The organism is Plantactinospora siamensis, assembly GCF_042434095.1.
Lineage (GTDB): Bacteria > Actinomycetota > Actinomycetes > Mycobacteriales > Micromonosporaceae > KBS50.
In genome coordinates this window covers 276,832-295,320 of the sequence record NZ_JBHLUE010000019.1, presented here as the reverse complement: position 1 = coordinate 295,320, position 18,489 = coordinate 276,832, and the positions used below count along the sequence as shown (strand labels likewise).

Here is an 18,489-nt window from a genome sequence, read left to right as displayed (position 1 = left end):
AGCTCCCTCTGGGCGGAGATAGTGGACCCCCGACTTGTGAACTGCGTCTCAGCTGCCTATGGTCGCCTGAAACCGGTTTCTGCCTCGCACCGTACGGAACGGAGCGGACCGGGGCAACAGTCGCCGGCGGGCTCATCCTCCGCACCCACCAGGGGAAGGACAACACAGCCATGCGACGCCTACTCGCACCGCTGCTCGCGCTGACGCTCACGCTGACCGGCGGCTCCGTCGCCGCCGCCGCGCCCGCCGCCGAGCGGTCCCGCTCCGGCCCCGCGGCCGACCGGGCGCTGCTCGGGTACGCCCGGGACACCTGGCGCTCGATGGTCGCCATGACCGACCCGCACACCGGCCTGGTGGCGGACAGCATCACCGGTGATCTCGCGGCCGGGGGCCGCTCGGGCTACACCTCGCCGACCAACATCGGCGGCTACCTCTGGGCGGCCGTGGCCGCCCAGCGGCTCGGCATCATCTCCCGCCCCGAGGCGCGGGCGAGGATCGCGCAGACCCTCGACACGCTGGCCCGGCTCAAGCACCACACCCCGTCGGGGATGTACTACAACTGGTACGACCCCCGGGACGGCTCGGTGCTGACGGTCTGGCCGGACGACGGCAACACCGTCTACCCGTTCCTGTCCAGCGTGGACAACGGCTGGCTCGCGGCCGGGCTGCGGGTGGTCGAGGGCGCCGTGCCGGAACTGCGCGGCCAGGCCGACGCGATCCTGCGCACGATGAACTTCGGCTTCTACTACAACCCGGCCGCGAGCACGGCGTACGGGGTCAAGGGCCTGCTCGCCGGCGGCTTCTGGGACGCGGCGCCGTCCGGGTGTTCGCAGCAGCGCGACGGCGTCTGGTTCACCTGCAACCACTACGACATCACCGTGACCGAGCCGCGGATGGCCACGTACCTCGGCATCGCCGCCGGGCAGATCCCGCCGGAGGCCTACTACCACACGATGCGCACCCTGCCGCCCACCTGCGACTACAGCTGGCAGGAGATGCGGCCGGTCGGCTTCGACACCACGTACCAGGGCGTGCCGGTCTTCGAGGGCGCGTACCGGTATCGCGGCATCCAGTTCGTGCCCAGCTGGGGCGGCGACATGTTCGAGGCGCTCATGCCCGATCTGTTCGTGCCCGAGGCGCGCTGGGCGCCGAACAGCTGGGGCCGCAACCATCCGGCCACCGTCGCCGCGCAGATCGAGCACGGGATGAACGACGCCGGGTACGGCTACTGGGGCTTCTCGCCGGCCAGCGACCCGGCCGGTGGCTATCGGGCCTGGGGCGTGGACGCCATGGGCATGGACACCGACGGGTATCCGTCCGACGCCGAGGGCTCGAAGTACGACGCCGGCTTCGACGGCTGCCGCCCGGCCGGGCCGGCACCGACCTACGGCGACGGCGTGGTGACCCCGCACGCGGCGTTCCTGGCCCTGCCGTACGCCAAGGGGCCGGTGGTGGACGACCTGGCCCGGCTGAAGGCCAACTTCGACTCGTACGGGCCGGGCGGCTTCTATGACGCGGTGGCGGTGCGCAGCGGCACCGTCGCCAAGCGGTACCTCTCGCTCGACCAGGCGATGATCATGGGAGCGCTCGGCAACGAGCTGGGCAACGACGTCATCCGGCGCGCCTTCGTCTCGCCGCAGTTCGAGCACCGGATCCGGCCGATCATCGCCAGGGAGACGTTCAACGTGCCCGCGAACCAGTTCCTCCCGCAGCTGGGCCGCGGCGACTTGTGAACTACGTCTCGGCTGCCTATGGTCGCCTGAAACCGGTTTCTGTTCCACGCGTGTTACGGATCGGGGAGGACATGGGCAACAGCCGCGTGACGGTTCGGGAAATTGCCCGGCTCGCCGGGGTCTCCGTCGCGACCGTCTCCCGGGTCTCCAACGGCACCGGCCAGGTCTCCCCGGAGATGCGGCGGCGGGTGCTGGAGGCCATCGAGAAGCACGGCTACCGGCCGGACCACCTCGGGCGCGCCCTGGCGGCCCGCCGGCACGGCGCGCTCGGCCTGGTGTTCCCGGGCCTGTCCGGGCCGTACTTCACCGAGCTGATCCAGGGGTTCGAGTCCGAGGCCGTGCCGTCCCAGGCCAGCGTGCACATCCTCTGCACCCACCTGCGGGAGGACTCGGACGCCCAGGTGCTGGAGATGGGCCGCCGGGTCGACGGCGTGGCGGTCATCGGCGGGACGATCTCCGACACCGCGCTGTCCCGGCTGGCCGAGATGGTGCCGGTCGTGGTGGTGGCCGGCGAGGCGCCCGGCGGCGTTCCGAGCATCCGGGTGGAGAACACCGCGAGCATGGCCGCGCTGACTCGGCACCTGCTGGTCGACCACGGGCTGCGGGACCTCGTCTTCGTGGGCAACCCCGAGGGCTCGCCGGACGTCACCCAGCGCTGGACCGGCTTTCTCGACGCGCACCGGTCGCTCGGTCTGCGCCCGCCCGCCGCGCCGGTGGCCGTGGGGCTGCAACAGGCCGACGGGGTGCTGGCCGCCGAGCGGCTGCTGCGCGCCGGGCGCGGTGTCCGCCGGCCGGAGGGGGTGGTCTGCGCGAACGACGAGACCGCCCTCGGCGTGCTGGTGGGCGCGCTCGGCCGCGGCCTGCGGGTGCCGCAGGACGTGGTCATCACCGGCTTTGACGACGCGCCGATGGCCGCGCTGGTCACCCCCGGCCTCACCACCGTCCGGCAACCCGTCCGGGACCTGGCCGCCGAGGCGGCCCGGATCGTGCTCACCGCGGTCGACAGACCGGGCGCCCCCGCCCCCGGTGACCTCGTGCTGCCCACCGAACCGGTCCTACGCCGCAGTTGCGGCTGCCCCCCACCCCTTACAACTGGAGGTACCGGCAAGTGAGAAGGTCTCTGTTGATCCGCGCCGCGGCGGTGGCCACGGTGGCCGCCCTCGCGGTCAGCGGCTGCACCGGCACGGAGGGCAAGTCCACCGGCGGCACGGCCGGCCACGTGGCGTTCCTCGACTTCGGCGACTTCGGCGGCGGCAGCAACCCGCAGCAGAACTACAACCCCTACCTCGAGGCGACCCGGCTGGGCGCCTTCGACTACGTGTTCGAGCCGCTGATCGCGTACGACAACTTCCACTGCGAGGCGCGGCCGTGGCTGGCCACGAAGTTCGAGTGGAAGGACCCGAAGACGCTGGTCTGGACCCTGCGCGACGGGGTCAAGTGGAACGACGGCCAGCCGTTCTCGGCGGACGACGTCGGGTACACGTTCGACCTGCTCAAGCAGAACAAGGCGCTGGACATCAAGGGCATCTGGCGGTATCTGTCGGGGGTCCAGGTGACCGACCCGAAGACCGTCACGATGACCTTCGCCCAGCCGGGCGCCTCGACGTTCAACCTGTTCAGCGACATCAAGATCGTGCCGAAGCATGTCTGGTCGACGGTCAAGGATCCGGTCACCTTCACCAACGCGGAGAAGCCGGTGGGCACCGGCCCGTACACGGTGAAGAGCTTCAACCCGCAGCAGCTCACCCTGGGCCGCAACCCGGACTACTGGCAGGCCGACAAGGTCCAGGTCGACGAGCTGCGCTTCCACAAGTCGGACAACGGCGGCCAGATCGACCAGCTCAAGCTCAGCCGCGGCGAGTACGACACCAACGCGATGTTCGTGCCGGACATCAAGAAGGCGTTCGTGGACCGGGATCCGGAGCACAACCACTACTGGTACCCGCCGGGCGGCACGATCAGCGTCTACCTCAACCTGACCAAGGCCCCGTTCAACGACATGGCCTTCCGCAAGGCCCTGGTGCCGGCGTTCAACCGTCAGGACATCGTGGACAAGGCGCAGCTCGGCTACGTCAAGCCGGCCAGCCAGACCGGGCTGGTGATCCCCGGTCAGGAGCAGTGGCTGCCGAAGGACATCCCGAACAACGGCATCATGGGGTACGACCCGGCCAAGGCGGACGCCGACCTGACCGCCGCCGGCTACCCGAAGAACGCCCAGGGCAAGCGGGTGGGCAAGGACGGCAAGCCGATCAGCTTCACCTTCCGCACCCCCGGCGCGTGGACGGACTGGGTGCAGGCCGGCAAGATCATTGTGGCCAACCTGAACGCGCTGGGCCTCACCGTCCGGCAGGAGGGCCCCACCCCCGAGTCGTACGAGGCCGACCGCAAGGCCGGCAACTACGACGCGCTGCTGGGCGTGCACGGCGGTAGCTGCAACATGTACCGGAACTACTACGAGCCGCTGGCCAGCGCCGCCAGCGCCCCGATCGGCAAGCAGGCGGTCAGCAACTTCGTCCGCTGGCAGGACCCGCACACCGACCAGGTGCTCGACACGCTCGCCAACGCGACCGACGAGAACGCCCAGAAGGCGGCGGTGGGCGAGCTGTCCAAGGTGATGGTCGACCAGGTGCCGGTGATTCCCCTCTGGTACGGCGCGCGCTGGTTCCAGTACCGCACCACCCGCGCGGTGGGCTGGCCCAACGAGCAGGACCCGTACGCCATCCCCACCGACAACCTGCTGATCATCACGCACCTCAAGCCCGCCGAAGCGGCCAAGTAGCCATCCCGCCGGCCGGCGCCGCCCCCGCGGCGCCGGCCGGCCACCCCCGCGGAAGGGAGGGCCCCGATGGCCTACTTCGCCAGGCGGTTCGCCTTCTTTCTCGCCACCCTCTGGGCGGCGGTGACGCTCAACTTCCTGATTCCCCGGTTGCAGCCGGGTGACCCCGCCGAGGCCATCGTGAGCCGGCTGGCCGGCAAGAGCCAGGCCATCGACCCCGCGCAGGTCGCGGCCGTCCGAGCCATGCTCGGCGTGCCGGGCGGCAACCTCTTCCAGCAGTACGTCGACTACCTGCGCTCGGTGCTGCACGGCGACTTCGGCGTCTCGTACACCTATTTCCCGTACTCGGTCACGCACATGATCGGGCAGGCGCTGCCGTGGACCGTCGTGCTGGTCGGCGTGACCCAGATCCTGTCCTTCATCATCGGCAACCTGCTCGGCACCTGGGCCGCGTACCGGCGGAACAGCCGGATCGACTCGGTGATCACCCTGGGCTCGACCTTCGTGGGCACCCTGCCGTTCTTCTGGATCGCGCTGCTGCTCATCTACGTCTTCGCGATCAGCCTGCACTGGTTCCCGGAACGCGGCGGCTACGGCGGCGGCAGCAGCCCCGGCTGGAGCTGGGTGTTCCTGTCCGACGCCTTCCAGCACAGCGTGCTGCCCGGGCTGGCGCTGCTGATCACCGGGCCGATCGGCTGGATCATCGGGATGCGCAACAACATGGTGCAGAGCCTCGGCGAGGACCATGCCCGGCTCGCCATGGCGCGCGGCCTGCCGGAGCGCCGGATCGCGCTCACCTACGGCGCGCGGATCGCCATCCTGCCGAATGTCACCGGCTTCGCCATCGCGCTGGGCAGCATCGTCGGCGGCACCGTGCTGGTGGAGACGGTCTTCAACTATCCCGGCATGGGCCGGTTGCTGCTGGAGGCGGTGTCCAACAAGGACTTCCCGCTGATGCAGGCGATCTTCCTGTTCACCACGATCGGGGTGCTGGTGGCCAACTTCCTGGCCGACCTGCTGTACGGCTTCCTCGATCCCCGCGTTCGGAAGGTGGAGACGGCATGAGTAAGCGTGACGCCGGGCGCGGCGAGGTAGGAGCATGAGCGAGCGGAGCGAGCGAATCATCGGGCTCTGTGCGGTGGAGCCTCATGGCGGGTCCGAGCGCAGCGAGGAGCCGACATGAGCACGCCGGCCCCGGCCCTGCCGGTCCGCGGCGGGGACACCGAGGGCGTCCAGGTGGCCGCCCGGGAGTTCGGCCGGCGCACCCGGCTGCCCGGCTGGTTCGGCATCCTGTGGCACAACCGCAAGTGCCGGGCCGGACTGGTGCTGCTCGGGCTCTTCATCCTGGTGGCGGTGTTCGCGCCGCTGCTGGCCCCGTACGACCCGCGGGCCACGGACTATCCGACCTCGCTGGGTCCCACCGGCGCGCACTGGCTGGGCACCACGGCACAGGGCGAGGACGTGTTCTCGCAGCTCGTGGTCGGCGCCCGCACGTCGCTCACCGTCGGTCTCGCGGCCGGCCTGCTGTCCACGCTCATCGGGCTGGTCATCGGGCTCACCGCCGGCTACCTGCAGGGCTGGGTCGACGAGGTGCTGTCGTTCCTGATCAACCTCGGGCTCGTGGTGCCCGCGCTGCCCCTGATGATCACCCTGGCCGCGTACGCCCCGGTGCGCGGCCTGTGGCTGATCATCGCGGTGATCAGCGTGACCGGCTGGGCGTACGGGGCGCGGATCAAGCGCTCGCAGATCATCACCCTGCGCACCCGGGACTACATCACGGCCGCGCGCTTCGCCGGCGACGGCACGGCCCGGATCATCGCCCGGGAGATCGTCCCGAACATGACCTCGCTGATCGTGGTGAGCTTCATGGGCGCGGCGCTGGCGGCCATCGGCGGCGAGGCCGGGCTGGCCTTCCTGGGCCTCGGCGACCCGCTCACGGTCAGCTGGGGGACCATGCTCAACCAGGCCAGCCTCGGCGGCGCGATGCTCACCGGACAGTGGGCCTGGCTGATCGCGCCGGGCCTCGCCCTGGCCCTGCTGATCACCTCCTTCACGCTGATCAATTTCGGTATCGACGCGCTCAGCAATCCGAACCTGCGGGAGGACCGATGACCCTGCTCGACGTCGAGGACCTGTCGGTCACGTACGCCCCGCGCAACCAGCCGGCCACCCGGGCCGTGCACCACGTCTCGTTCAGCGTCGCCGAGGGCGAGTTCGTGGGCCTGCTCGGCGAGTCCGGCTGCGGCAAGTCCACCCTGGGCAACGCGATCCTCTCGCTGCTGCAACCGCCGGCCCGGATCACCGGTGGGCGGGTCAGCTTCGACGGGACCGACCTGGCCGGCCTGGACGCCGCGCGCCTGCGCGAGCTGCGCTGGGTCGACCTGTCCACGGTCTTCCAGAGCAGCATGAACTCGCTCAACCCGGTGATCCGGGTGCGGGAGCAGTTCGCGGACACCTTCGCGGCGCACCGGATCACCGAGGACGTCGACACCCGGGCCGGCGAGCTGCTGGAGCTGGTGTCGCTGGACCGGCGGGTGCTGCGGGCGTACCCGCACGAGCTGTCCGGCGGGATGAAGCAGCGGGTCGCCCTGGCGCTCGCGCTGGCGTTGCGGCCCCGGCTGGTCCTGCTGGACGAGCCCACCACCGGGCTGGACGTGGTGGTGCAGCGCAGCATCCTGGACCGGCTCGCCGCGCTGCGCGCGGAACTCGGGTTCGCCGTGCTGTTCATCAGCCACGACCTGGGCACCGTGCTGCAGATGGCCGACCGGGTCCTGGTGATGTACGGCGGCGAGATCGTCGAGGACCGCCGCGCCGCCGAGATGCTGGGCGGCGCCCGGCACCCGTACGCGCGGGGCCTGCTCGGCTCGTACGCCGACCCGCGCGCCGAGCACGTCCGGATCACCTCGATCCCCGGCCGGCCGCCGGACCTGTCGATCGAGCACGCCGGCTGCCTGTTCACCCCGCGGTGCCCGTACGCCGAGGACGCCTGCGGGACGACCCACCCGGCGCTGTTGCCCGACCACGACGGCCTGGTGCGCTGCCTGGTGGCCCAGGAGGACCGGCTGCCCGGCATGGCCGTCCGGGACGGCGCGCGGGATGTGGTGGATCCGGCCTTCCCCACCGCCGAGGCCGCGACGGCGCCATCGAGCCCGTCGGCCGCGCGCGTTTCGCCCGCCGCGCCCGTTCCGTCGGTGGCCCCGGTGTCGCCGGGCGTTCCCGTGTCGCCGGCCGGGCCGGCCGTTCCCGTGTCGCCGGCCGGGTCGGGCGTTCCCGTCTCGGCGGCGCCGGCGGCGTCGGACCGGCCCGCGGAGGCCACCGCCCCGGCGTCCGGGGACGACGAGCCGATCCTGGTGGTGTCGGACGTGCGCAAGCGGTACACCACCCGGCACGGGTTGCGCACCAGCGCCGTGGAGGCGGTCCGCGGCGTGTCGCTGGAGCTGCGGCGCAGCCGGGTGACCGCGCTGGTCGGGCAGAGCGGCAGCGGGAAGACGACGATCGCCCGGATGGTCACCGGAATCGAGCGGCCCACCAGCGGCGAGGTCCGGTTCGTCGGGACCGGTGGCGACCCGGTCCGGGTGGACCGGCTGCGGGGCCGGGCGCTGCGTGACTACCGCCGGCACGTGCAACTGGTCTTCCAGGATCCGTTCAGCGCGCTCAACCCCACCCGCACGGTCGGGTACGCGCTGTCCCGCCCGCTGGTCAACTACGCGGGCCTGCGCGGCGCGGCGATCCGGGAGCGGGCGGCCGAGCTGCTGGAGAGCGTGGGGCTGAGCCCCGCCGGGCAGTTCCTGGACAAGCTGCCGCACCAGCTCTCCGGCGGCCAGCGCCAGCGGGTGGTGACGGCCCGGGCGCTGGCGCCGGAGCCGGAGATCCTGATCGCCGACGAGCCGATCTCGATGCTCGACGTGTCGATCCGGGCGGAGATCCTCGAGCTGCTGGCCGGCCTGGCCCGCACCCGCCGCCTGGCGATGCTCTACATCACCCACGACCTGCTCAGCGCCCGGCTGCTCGCCGACGAGGTGCTCGTGCTGCACCACGGTGATCTGGTGGAGCGGGGCACCGCCGCCGAGGTGATCGGCGCACCCAGGGACGACTACACGAAGCTGCTGCTCGACTCGATTCCCAATCCGTTCGCGGCGGCCTCGCCACCGAGCTGAGCCGGTCGCCGCTGCGCCCCTCGGCCCGCCCCGGGCAGGGCCGAGGGGCGCAGCGGTGCGACGGGTTCAGGCCAGCCAGGCCGCGCTCCGCGGTGGCAGCAGATCGCCGAGGTCGGGCCGGCTGGCCAGCAACGGGCGGTCGCCGTACCGCCGCCACGGCACCGGTCCGGCGCCGAGGTTGACCAGGCAGGTGGGGCCGTCCGCGCCGCGCCGGAAGGCGAGCAGCCCGTCCGGGCCAGCCAGCCAGCTGGGCTCGGCCGGCCGCCCGCGCCAGTGCCGGTCCCGCAGCCGCAACGCCGTCCGGGTCAGCGTGAGCGTCGAGGCGGGGTCGGCCGCCTGCCGGTCCACCGCGTACCCGCCCCAGCCGGCCGGCTGCGGCAGCCACGGCGTGGTCCCGTCCGGCCCGAAGCCGTACGGGGGCGGTCCGTCCTGCCAGGGCAGCGGCACGCGGGCCCCGTCCCGTCCCCGGTCCCGGCCCGCGGACCGGCGGAAGACCGGATCCCGGATCGCGTCGTCCGGCACGGCCACCTCGGGCAGGCCCAGCTCGTCGCCCGCGTACAGGTAGACCGCGCCCGGCAGGGCGAGCATCAGCAGCAGGACGGCCCGGGCGCCGTCCGCGCCCCACCGGTCGGCGGCCCGGCGCACGTCGTGGCTGCCGTGCACCCACGCCGGCAGCCGGCCGTGCTGGGTGGCGGTCGCGATCAGCTCGGTCACCCCGGCCCGCCAGCGCGCGGCGTCCTCGGCCGACCAGAACAACGGCTCCATCGCGAATGCCTGGCCCAGCTCGTCGGGCCGCAGGTAGGGCCCGATCACGTCCGGTCCGCCCCAGGTCTCGGCCACGCCCAGCCGGTCGCCCGGATAGCCGGCCAACAGGCGGGCCCACCGCCGGTAGATGGCGTGCGCCTCGTCCCGGTCGCTGTACGGGGCGGGGTCGCCGGGGCGCCAGCCCGGTGGCAGATCCGGATACCGCGGGTCCTTGGCCAGCGAGCCGGCGGCGTCGAACCGGACGCCGTCCACCCCCCGGTCCAGCCAGAACCGCAGCGTGGCCGCGGCGTCCTCGGCCACCTCCGGGTGATCGTGCCGCAGGTCCGGCTGTTCGGCGTCGAACAGGTGCAGGTACCACTCGCCGTCGCCGAGCGGGCTCCAGGCGGGGCCGCCGAAGATGGACCGCCAGTTGGTCGGTGGTTGCGCCCGCCCCGGACCGCGGCCGGGCCGGATGTGGAAGCGGCGGCGGGCGGCCGAGCCCGGCGGGCCGGCGCGGGCCGCGCGGAACCACGGATGCAGGCTCGACACGTGGTTGAGCACCAGGTCCAGCACCACCCGCAGGCCGGCGGTGTGCGCCTCGGCGAGCAGGCCGTCGAGGTCGCCGAGGGTCCCGGCGCGCGGGTCCACCGCCCGGTGGTCGGTGACGTCGTACCCGCCGTCCTGATCGGGGCTCGGGTAGAAGGGCGTCAGCCACACGGCGTCCACGCCGAGGTCCCGCGGATGCGCCAACCGGGCCCGGGCGCCGGGCAGGTCACCCAGGCCGTCGCCGGTGCCGTCGGCGTACGACCGGAGGTAGATCTCGTACACGACGGCCTCGCGCCACCACGGGTCGCGGGACTCTCCGGCGGTCATCGCGGGGTCAGCTCCAGCAGCGACAGGGCCGGCATCGGCAGGTCCACCGGCAGGCTCAGGGTGCCGTCCGTCGGCGCCGCGCGGGCCGGCGCCGGCACGTCGGAAAGCCGGTCGGCCACCCGCAGCGCCCGCCACTGCCGCTCGTCGGGCCAGTCGGTGACGCCCAGCCGGCGGGCGGTTGCGGACAGGTTGGACGTGTCGTCGTCGAGCCGGCGGTGCCGCACCCGGTAGCCGCGGGCGGGCAGGCCGGTGAGCCGGAGCGTGACCGCCCGGCGCAGCGCGGCCCGCCGGTCCGGGCGGTCCAGCACGCCCTGGTCGAGGGTGCCGTTCCAGAGCAGGACGGCGACTCGGCCGGTGTCCGGGTCGACCGAGGGCCACGCCTGGACCAGCGCGCCGGCGTCGCCGCCGGAGCACTCGTACGCCGGCTCGACCTCGGCGAGCCGGTCGAGCATCCACAGCGCCCAGTACCGGGGCTTGGCCAGGGTGCCGACCGAGAGCAGGCCGAACCCGCCGTGCAGCAGCGCCGGCGGCCGCCCCAGCTCCTCGAAGTGGTCGCTGGCCACCCAGCAGGCCAGCGCGGCCACGCGCCCGGCCGCCGACCGCATCCCGGTGGCCACGAACGCCGCCGCCAGGACCGAGTCGTTGACCGGGGCGAAGTGGGTGGGGGAGGGCCCCCACTCGGTCCACAGCAGCGGCGTGTCCGCCCGACCGTGCCGGCGCAGCATCGGGCGCAGGTCCAGCGGGGGCGAGCCGTAGACGTGGGTGGAGACGAAGTCGAGGGGAACCCCCGTGGCGTCCACGTGGGACAGGAAGGGCTCGATCCACCGGGTGGCGGCGGTGGCCGGACCGCCGACGGGCAACCCGGGGCAGGCCGCCCGGACCGCCCGCGCGGTCACCTCGTACATCCGCAGGTAGTCCGCGCGGCTGCCGGTCCAGAAACACTCCAGGTCCGGCTCGTTGAACACCTCCACCGCCCAGCGGCGCAGCTCGGCGTCGCCGACCCGCCGGCGCAGATGCCGGACCAGGTCGCCCACCAGGGCCGCCCACCGGTCCCAGTCGCGGGGCGGGCTGGACACCCCGGCCGCGGTGACGACCCGGGACGGGTCCCGGGCCAACGCCCGCGGCACGAACGACAGCTCGAGCACCGGGCGGAGCCCGGTGGGCGCCAACCGGTCCAGCACCGCGTCGATGCCGGTGAAGTCGTGCACCGGTTCGCCGTCCACCTCGCGGTACACCCCGAGGTCGTCGCCGAGGATGCCGTGCGCCCGGACCCGCCGTACCCCCAACTCGGAATGGACCCGGGCGAGCGCGGCGGCGAGCCCGGCGCCCAGCTGCTCGCCGCCCACCCGGTCGGCGCACAGCAGCAGGCTCAGGTGCTCGGAACCGACCATGTCCCGCCAGGGCCGGTGCACCGGTCCGCACGGCCGGTCGGTGTGTACGGTGACGGTCGCCAGTCCGGGTCCCGGGTCGCGGCCCTCGGTCGTTCGGTTCCGGGTCGGACGGTTCTCCCGGGAACGGTCGGGCGGCAGGGACACCGGTCCGGACAGCGGCCCGGCCGGCTCGGCGTCCGGGCGGTCCGGATCCAGGACCGGCACCACCGCGTACCGGACCGGCCGGCCGGGCGCCACGGTGGTGTCCGCGTACGGCGGGCCGGGCACGGCGAGCAGGTCACCGCCGCGGTGGTCGACCACCGCGAGCGGACCGCCGTCGTCGGCGCGGCACACCAGGTAGCCGACCGCCTCCGGCACCGGCGCCCAGTCCACGGTGATCAGCCCCCGGCCGGCCTCGACCCTCGGCGCCGCAACCGCGGGTCCGGCCTGGTCGGCGGGTCGGGATCCGGCCGGCTCGGCGGGCGCGGGCCCGGCCGGGTCGGCGGGTCGGGATCCGGCCGGGTTGGCGGGCGCGGCCGGCGCAGCCGCGCGCTCCGGTGCGGGAGGGGTGGGCACGGCGTCAGGCCCCGGCCACCTCGATCAGCACCGCGCCCGGCTGCGGCAGGTCCAGCTCGAGCACGGCCGTCCCGTTCTCGTCGGCCGGCTGCACCTTTTCGGCGGCGAGCGTGTCCACGGCGCGCAGCGCGGCCCACTGCTCGTCGGTCGGCCAGTCGCCAATCCCCAGCCGGCCGGCCACCGTGGTGATGTCGCCGTGCTCCCGGTCCAGCCGGCTGACCAGGGCGGTCCGCCCGGCCGCGCCGGACACGGCCAGCCGGATCCGGCGGCCCAGCGCCGGATCGCCGTCCCGCTTGCCCTGGTCGAGGGTGCTGTTCCAGACCAGCACCGCGAGGCTGCCGTCGGCGCGCCGGCTGGCCCAGCACTGCACCAGCCCGTCGGCGCCGTCGCCGCCGGCCGTGACCGGCAGCTCGGTCTCGCCGAGCCGGGCCAGCATCCGCAGCGCGTGGTAGCGCGGCTTGGCGATGCCACCCACGGTGAGCAGGCCGAAGCCGCCGTGCAGCAGCGCCGGTGGCCGGCCCAGCTCCTCGAAGTGGTCGCTGGCCACCCAGTAGGACAGCGCGTCCACCCGGCCGGCCGCCGAGCGCATGCCGGAGAGCAGGAAGGTGGCCGCCGAGGCGCCGTCGTTCACCGGGTTGAAGTGGGTGGGCGTGACGCCCCACTCGGTCCACAGGATCCGCGCGTCGGGCAGCCCGAACCGGGTCAGCGTGGGCCGCAGGTCCAGCGGCGGGCTGCCGTACGTGTGGGTGGAGACGAAGTCGACCGGCGAGCCGGACCCGGCGGCGTGTTCGAGCAGCGCGTCGACCCAGCCGGCCGCCGCCGACGACGGACCGCCGACGGCGATCCGCGGGTCCACGTCCTTGACCGCGCGGGCCGTCACGTCGTACAGCCGCATCCACTCGGCCCGGGTGCCGGACCAGAACACCTCGAGGTTGGCCTCGTTCCACACCTCGAAGTCCCAGCCCAGCACCTGCGCGCCGTACCGGTCGAGCAGGTGCGCCACCAGCGCGCGGACCAGGTCGCCCCAGCGGTCCCAGTCCCGCGGCGGCGAGATGACGCCGCGGTAGGTGAAGACCGTCTTCTCGGGGTCGGTGGCCAGGTCGCGCGGCATGAACCCGATCTCCACCACCGGGCGGAGCCCGATGTCGAGGATGAGGTCGTAGACCTCGTCCAGCCGGGTGAAGTCGTACACCGGGCGGCCGTCGACCTCCCGGTAGACCCCGAGGTCGTCGTGCAGGATCGCGTGCGCGCGGACCGACTCCACCCCGACCTCGGTACGGATCCGGCGCAGCGCGGCCAGCAGCTCGGGGCCGATCTCCCGGCCGCCCGAGGTGTCCGTGCAGAGCAGTTGGGACAGCCGCTCGCTGCCGATCATCGGCTGCCACGGCCGGTGCAGCGGCGTCCCGTCGGCGTCGGCCGCCAGGCGCAGCTCGACCGTCGGCGCCGGCCCGTCGGCCGGCTGCGCGGCCGCCGCGACGGTGTCGCCGAGCGGTCCGGTCACGGTCACCTCCGGCACGGCCGCCACCGCGTACGCGTAGGTCCGGCCCGGCTCGCCGGTGGTGTCCACGTACCAGGTGTCGGGCACCGACAGCACGTCGCCGCCGAGGTGGTCGACCGGGGTGAGCGGGCCGGCGGGCCGGCCATCGCGCACCGGCGCCCGGTGGACGAGGTATCCCACCGCGCCGTCCACCGGTTGCCAGGTCAGCCGGACGTGGCCGACGCCGGCCACCGCGCTCAGCCCGGCGGGCGCCGGCAGCGCCGGGGTGGGCGCGGCCGCGCCGGCCTCGTCGCTGCGCCGGGAGATGCGCGCCTGCCAGTCGTCGCGGGCGGCGGGGGCTTGCGGGACGTTCGCGTTGGTCACCAGGTCCTCCGGGGGGTCTCGGTTGGTCCGGTCCGAGCACTGTAACCGGTTTCTGCGGCGATCGGGGAGGACGGGGGCCGTAGAGTCGTGCCGGTGAGCGTTGCGGAACCGATGCCGGCCGAGATCCGGCCGCCGGGGGCGTCCGACGGCGGCGGCGAGCCGACCAGCGTGCTGCTGCCCGGCCACGACGTGCCGCTGGGCCGCTACACCACGGTCCGGCGGATGCTGCCGCACCGGCGCCGCCGGATGGTCGGCGCCTGGTGCTTCGTGGACCACTTCGGACCGGACGACGTGGCCGACCGGCCGGGCATGCAGGTGCCGCCGCACCCGCACACCGGCCTGCAGACCGTGACCTGGCTGGTGGCCGGGGAGATCCGGCACCGCGACAGCCTGGGCAACGACCAGCTCATCCGGCCGGGCGAGCTGAACCTGATGACCTCGGGCCGGGGCATCGCGCACTCCGAGCAGTCGCCGCCGGCGCATCCGGCGATGATGCACGGGCTCCAGCTGTGGATCGCGCTGCCCGACGGCACCCGGCACGGCGACCCCGACTTCAGCCACCACGCCGACCTGCCCACGCTGCGGGTCGGCGACCTGGACCTCACCGTGCTGGTGGGCGCGCTGGCCGGCGCGCGCTCGCCGGCCAGCGTGCACAGCCCGCTGCTCGGCGTGCAGGCGCTGCTGCCGGCCGGCGCCCGGGGCACGCTCCCGCTCGATCCGGGGTACGAGCACGGCGTGCTGGTGATGTCCGGCCGGGCCGAGGTGGCCGGCGCCCCGCTGGCGCCCGGCGCCCTGCTCTACCTGGCCCCGGGCCCGGTCGAGCTGCCCCTGGCGGCCGCCGAGCCGACCCGGCTGGTGCTGCTCGGCGGCGCGCCCTTCGACGAGCCGCTGGTGATGTGGTGGAACTTCGTCGGGCGCTCGCACGAGGAGATCGTGGCGGCGCGGGCGGACTGGGCGGCCGGGCGGCGGTTCGGCCCGGTGGCCGGTGACCCGGCGCAGCGCCTGCCCGCGCCGGCCATGCCGACCACCCGGATCCGGGCGCGGGACCGGCACGGGCAGACGTACGGCTGAACCGGCGTGCCGCGGCCGTGCGCGGGTATGCGGGCCCGGCGGTGGCGGACGCCCCGCGGAACGGGGAAGCCATGGCGGGGTCGATCGTCGGCGCGGTGGTGGTCGTCGCGGTCCTCGTGCTGCTGCTGGCCACCAGCGTCCGGCAGGTGCAGCAGTACCAGCGGGGCATCGTGTTCCGGTTCGGCCGGGTGCTGGCCGGGGTCCGCGAGCCGGGTCTGCGCCTCATCGTGCCGATCGCCGACCGGATGGTCCGGGTCAGCATGCAGACCAACGTGATCGGCGTGCCGGCGCAGAGCGCCATCACCCGGGACAACGTGACCCTCACGGTCGACGCGGTGGTCTATTACCGGGTTGTCGATCCGGTGAAGGCCCTGGTCAACGTGCGTGACTATCCGGCCGCGGTGCTCCAGGTGGCCCAGACGGCGCTGCGGTCGGTGATCGGCAAGGGCGACCTGGACACCGTGCTGGGCGAACCGCGACAAGATCAACACCGAACTGAAGACGGTCATCGACGCGCCGACCGAGAAGCCGTGGGGCCTGCTCATCGAGCGGGTTGAGGTGCGGGACGTCTCGCTGCCCGAGTCGATGAAGCGGTCGATGTCCCGGCAGGCCGAGGCCGAGCGGGAACGCCGGGCCCGGGTGATCGCCGCGGACGGCGAGTTCCAGGCCTCGCGCCGGCTGGCCGACGCCTCCCGGGCCATGGCGGCCACGCCGGGGGCGTACCAGTTGCGCCTGTTGCAGACCGTGGTCGATGTGGCGGCCGAAAAGAACAGCACGTTGGTCATGCCGTTCCCGGTGGAGCTGCTGCGCTTCTTCGACCGGATGGCCGCGGGCCCGGCGGCGGCAGCGGGCCCGGGTCCGGGCGCTGCGCCGGGAGCGGGCCCGGGCGGGATCGCGCCGGCGGACGAGGGCGGGGCGCCCCCCAGCACCCCGGTGCCCGGCGGGCCCCCGCCCGCCTGGTAGGCGCCGCCTGGGGCGTGCCGGTGGCCACGCTCGGGCGTGCCGGTGGCCACGCTCGGGCGTGCCGGTGGCCGCGCTCGGACGTGCCGGTGGCCGCGGCCGGGGCGTGTCGACCCGCGGGGCGGGTACCCGGGCCTGATGACCAGGATCGTCGGCTCGGACACCGAGCGCAGGAGGCGGATGGTACGGCGGCTCGCCGCCAGCGGCCGGGGCTTCGCCGAGGCGTACGGGCTGCGGGTCACCAACAATCCCGGCAGCCTGTTCCAGGTGCTCTACCTGGCCGTGCTGCTGGCGCGGACCGGCGACGTCGGCCGGCCCACGGCCACGGCGCGCGGGATGCGGGACCGCGGCTGGGACACGGCCGCCCGGCTGGCCCGGTCCCTCGCGGAGGACCGCGCCGAGCTGCTCCGGGAGTACGGCTGGCGCGGCAACGACGTGACCGGGTTGGCCGTTCGGCTGGGCGACCTGGCCGAGACGGTGTCCCAGCGGTACCGGGGCGACCTGCGGCGGCTTCGGGTGGCGGCGCGGTACCGGCCGGATCGGGAGCGGGCCCTGCTCACCGCGCTGCCCGGGGTGGATCCGGTGGTGGTCGACCTGTTCCTGCGCGAGGCGCAGGCGCTCTGGCCGGAGGCCGGGCCGGTGGCCGACCGGCGCGCCCTCGCGGCGGCCCGCAAACTGGGGCTGGGCCGTACGGTCCGGGACCTGGTGGCGCTGGTCGACCAGCGGGAGTCGGAGCGGTTCGCCTGGCTGGTGGGCGCGCTGGCCCGCACCGACGTCGAAAACGCGTACGGGCGGCTGCGCGCGGGCGCCCTGGGGTGACCGGCGCCACGGTGGGAATCGGCGGGGGAACATGATCGACTGAGGGCATGACGGAACATCATGACGTCGTGATCCTCGGCGCCGGGCCGGGCGGCTACACCGCCGCGGTGCGCGCCGCCCAGCTCGGCCTGTCGGTGGCCGTGGTGGAGGAACGGTACTGGGGCGGGGTGTGCCTCAACGTGGGTTGCATCCCGTCCAAGGCGCTGCTCCGCAACGCCGAACTCGCCCGCCTGGTCACCACCGAGGCCGAGGAGTTCGGCATCCGGGTGGACGGCCGGATCAGCCTCGACTACGGCGCCGCGTACCGGCGCAGCCGGACCGTGGCCGACGGCCGGGTCAGGGGCGTGCACTACCTGATGCGCAAGAACGGCATCCGGCAGTACGACGGGCGGGGCGGGTTCGTCGACCCGCACACCCTCGAGGTCACCGGCGCCGACGGCGATCGCACGACGATCACGTTCGCGCACTGCGTGATCGCCGCCGGGGCGGCCACCCGGCTGCTGCCCGGCACCTCGCTCTCGCCCCGGGTGGTGACCTACGAGGAGCAGATCCTGGCCGACGAGTTGCCGGACAGCATCGTCATCGCCGGCGCCGGGGCCATCGGCGTGGAGTTCGCCTACGTGCTGCGCGCCTACGGCGTGGATGTCACGATTGTCGAGTTCCTCGACCGGATGGTGCCCACCGAGGACGAGGAGGTGTCGAGGGAGCTGGCCCGGCGCTACCGCAAGCTGGGCGTGCGGGTGCTCACCTCGACCCGGGTCGAGGCCATCGAGGACACGGGTGAGCGGGTCCGGGTGACTGTGCGCCGCGACGGCCGGCAGGAGGAGCTCACGGCCGACAAGGTGCTGCAGGCCATCGGCTTCCAGCCCCGGGTCGCCGGCTACGGCCTGGAGCGGACCGGGGTCCGGCTCACCGAGCGGGGCGCCATCGACGTGGACGGGCGGGGCCGGACCAGCGTGCCGCACCTGTACGCCATCGGTGATGTGACGGCGAAGCTCATGCTCGCGCACGCGGCCGAGGCCATGGGCATCATCGCGGCCGAGACCATCGCCGGCGCGGAGACCATGGAGCTGGACTTCGCGATGATCCCGCGGGCCACGTACTGCCAACCGCAGATCGCCAGCTTCGGCCTCACCGAGGCGCAGGCCCGGCAGCGGGGCTTCGACGTACGGGTGGCGAAGTTCCCGTTCAGCGCGAACGGCAAGGCGCACGGGCTGGCGGACACCGGCGGGTTCGTGAAGCTGGTGAGCGACGGCCGGCACGGCGAGCTGCTGGGCGGGCACCTGATCGGGCCCGACGTGACCGAGCTGCTGCCCGAACTCACCCTGGCCCAGCAGTGGGATCTCACCGTCCACGAGCTGGCCCGGAACGTGCATGCGCACCCCACGCTCGGTGAGGCCGTGAAGGAGGCGCTGCACGGGCTGGCCGGCCACATGATCAACATGTAGGCGGCCGGCCTGGAATTCCGGCATTCTCCACCGATCGGGCGATCCGCCCTCGTACGATGGTCCCGGTAGCAGTGCCGGCCTGGTGTCGGGCCGGCGGGCCG

Annotated in this window: 12 protein-coding genes and 1 pseudogene; 10 read left to right on the top strand and 3 right to left on the bottom strand. The window is 73.9% G+C overall.

The window, feature by feature from the left end:
* The first annotated feature begins 170 nt into the window (after nt 1-170).
* From ACFFHU_RS23765 to ACFFHU_RS23740, 6 genes are all read left to right on the top strand, one after another.
* The gene (locus tag ACFFHU_RS23765) at nt 171-1,733 is read left to right on the top strand and encodes a DUF3131 domain-containing protein (RefSeq protein WP_377342396.1); all 1,563 of its coding nucleotides are present in this window, start codon (nt 171-173) and stop codon (nt 1,731-1,733) included.
* Nucleotides 1,734-1,804: 71 nt separating this feature from the next.
* Nucleotides 1,805-2,845 carry a LacI family DNA-binding transcriptional regulator gene (locus tag ACFFHU_RS23760; protein ID WP_377342394.1) on the top strand — a complete coding sequence of 347 codons (1,041 nt, stop codon included), beginning with the start codon at nt 1,805-1,807 and terminating at the stop codon, nt 2,843-2,845.
* Nucleotides 2,842-4,512, top strand: a complete 1,671-nt coding sequence (locus ACFFHU_RS23755) for an ABC transporter substrate-binding protein (protein WP_377342392.1) — start codon at nt 2,842-2,844, stop codon at nt 4,510-4,512. Before ACFFHU_RS23760 ends, ACFFHU_RS23755 begins: the two co-directional genes overlap by 4 nt.
* A 66-nt stretch (nt 4,513-4,578) precedes the next feature.
* Nucleotides 4,579-5,574, top strand: coding sequence for an ABC transporter permease (locus ACFFHU_RS23750; protein WP_377342390.1), 996 nt, complete (start codon nt 4,579-4,581; stop codon nt 5,572-5,574).
* 114 nt (nt 5,575-5,688) lie between these two features.
* Entirely contained in the window at nt 5,689-6,621 is a 933-nt protein-coding gene (locus ACFFHU_RS23745) for an ABC transporter permease (RefSeq protein ID WP_377342387.1), read from the top strand.
* Nucleotides 6,618-8,666, top strand: a complete 2,049-nt coding sequence (locus ACFFHU_RS23740; RefSeq protein ID WP_377342385.1) for an ABC transporter ATP-binding protein — start codon at nt 6,618-6,620, stop codon at nt 8,664-8,666. Before ACFFHU_RS23745 ends, ACFFHU_RS23740 begins: the two co-directional genes overlap by 4 nt.
* Nucleotides 8,667-8,732: 66 nt before the next feature.
* On the opposite strand, the gene ACFFHU_RS23735 is transcribed toward ACFFHU_RS23740, so the two are convergent.
* From ACFFHU_RS23735 to ACFFHU_RS23725, 3 genes are read right to left on the bottom strand one after another with little or no spacing between them, the layout of a single operon-like run.
* Entirely contained in the window at nt 8,733-10,283 is a 1,551-nt protein-coding gene (locus ACFFHU_RS23735) for an alpha-amylase family glycosyl hydrolase (RefSeq protein WP_377342383.1), read from the bottom strand.
* Entirely contained in the window at nt 10,280-12,229 is a 1,950-nt protein-coding gene (locus ACFFHU_RS23730) for a GH39 family glycosyl hydrolase (protein WP_377342381.1), read from the bottom strand. The genes ACFFHU_RS23735 and ACFFHU_RS23730 overlap by 4 nt, the downstream gene beginning before the upstream one ends.
* A 4-nt stretch (nt 12,230-12,233) precedes the next feature.
* Complete coding sequence (locus tag ACFFHU_RS23725; protein ID WP_377342379.1) at nt 12,234-14,090, bottom strand: GH39 family glycosyl hydrolase; 1,857 nt, start codon at nt 14,088-14,090, stop codon at nt 12,234-12,236.
* 93 nt (nt 14,091-14,183) lie between these two features.
* Between ACFFHU_RS23725 and ACFFHU_RS23720 the strand changes: the two genes are divergently transcribed.
* From ACFFHU_RS23720 to lpdA, 4 genes and pseudogenes are all read left to right on the top strand, one after another.
* Nucleotides 14,184-15,161 (top strand): pirin family protein, encoded by a 978-nt coding sequence (locus ACFFHU_RS23720; RefSeq protein WP_377342378.1) that lies wholly within the window; start codon nt 14,184-14,186, stop codon nt 15,159-15,161.
* 71 nt (nt 15,162-15,232) lie between these two features.
* Nucleotides 15,233-16,124, top strand: a pseudogene (locus ACFFHU_RS23715) (SPFH domain-containing protein).
* Nucleotides 16,125-16,259: 135 nt separating this feature from the next.
* Nucleotides 16,260-16,940 (top strand): hypothetical protein, encoded by a 681-nt coding sequence (locus ACFFHU_RS23710; protein WP_377342377.1) that lies wholly within the window; start codon nt 16,260-16,262, stop codon nt 16,938-16,940.
* A 47-nt stretch (nt 16,941-16,987) separates the two neighbouring features.
* Nucleotides 16,988-18,388: a dihydrolipoyl dehydrogenase gene (gene lpdA, locus ACFFHU_RS23705; protein WP_377342375.1), complete on the top strand. Its 1,401-nt coding sequence runs from the start codon at nt 16,988-16,990 to the stop codon at nt 18,386-18,388.
* The last annotated feature ends 101 nt before the right edge of the window (nt 18,389-18,489 follow it).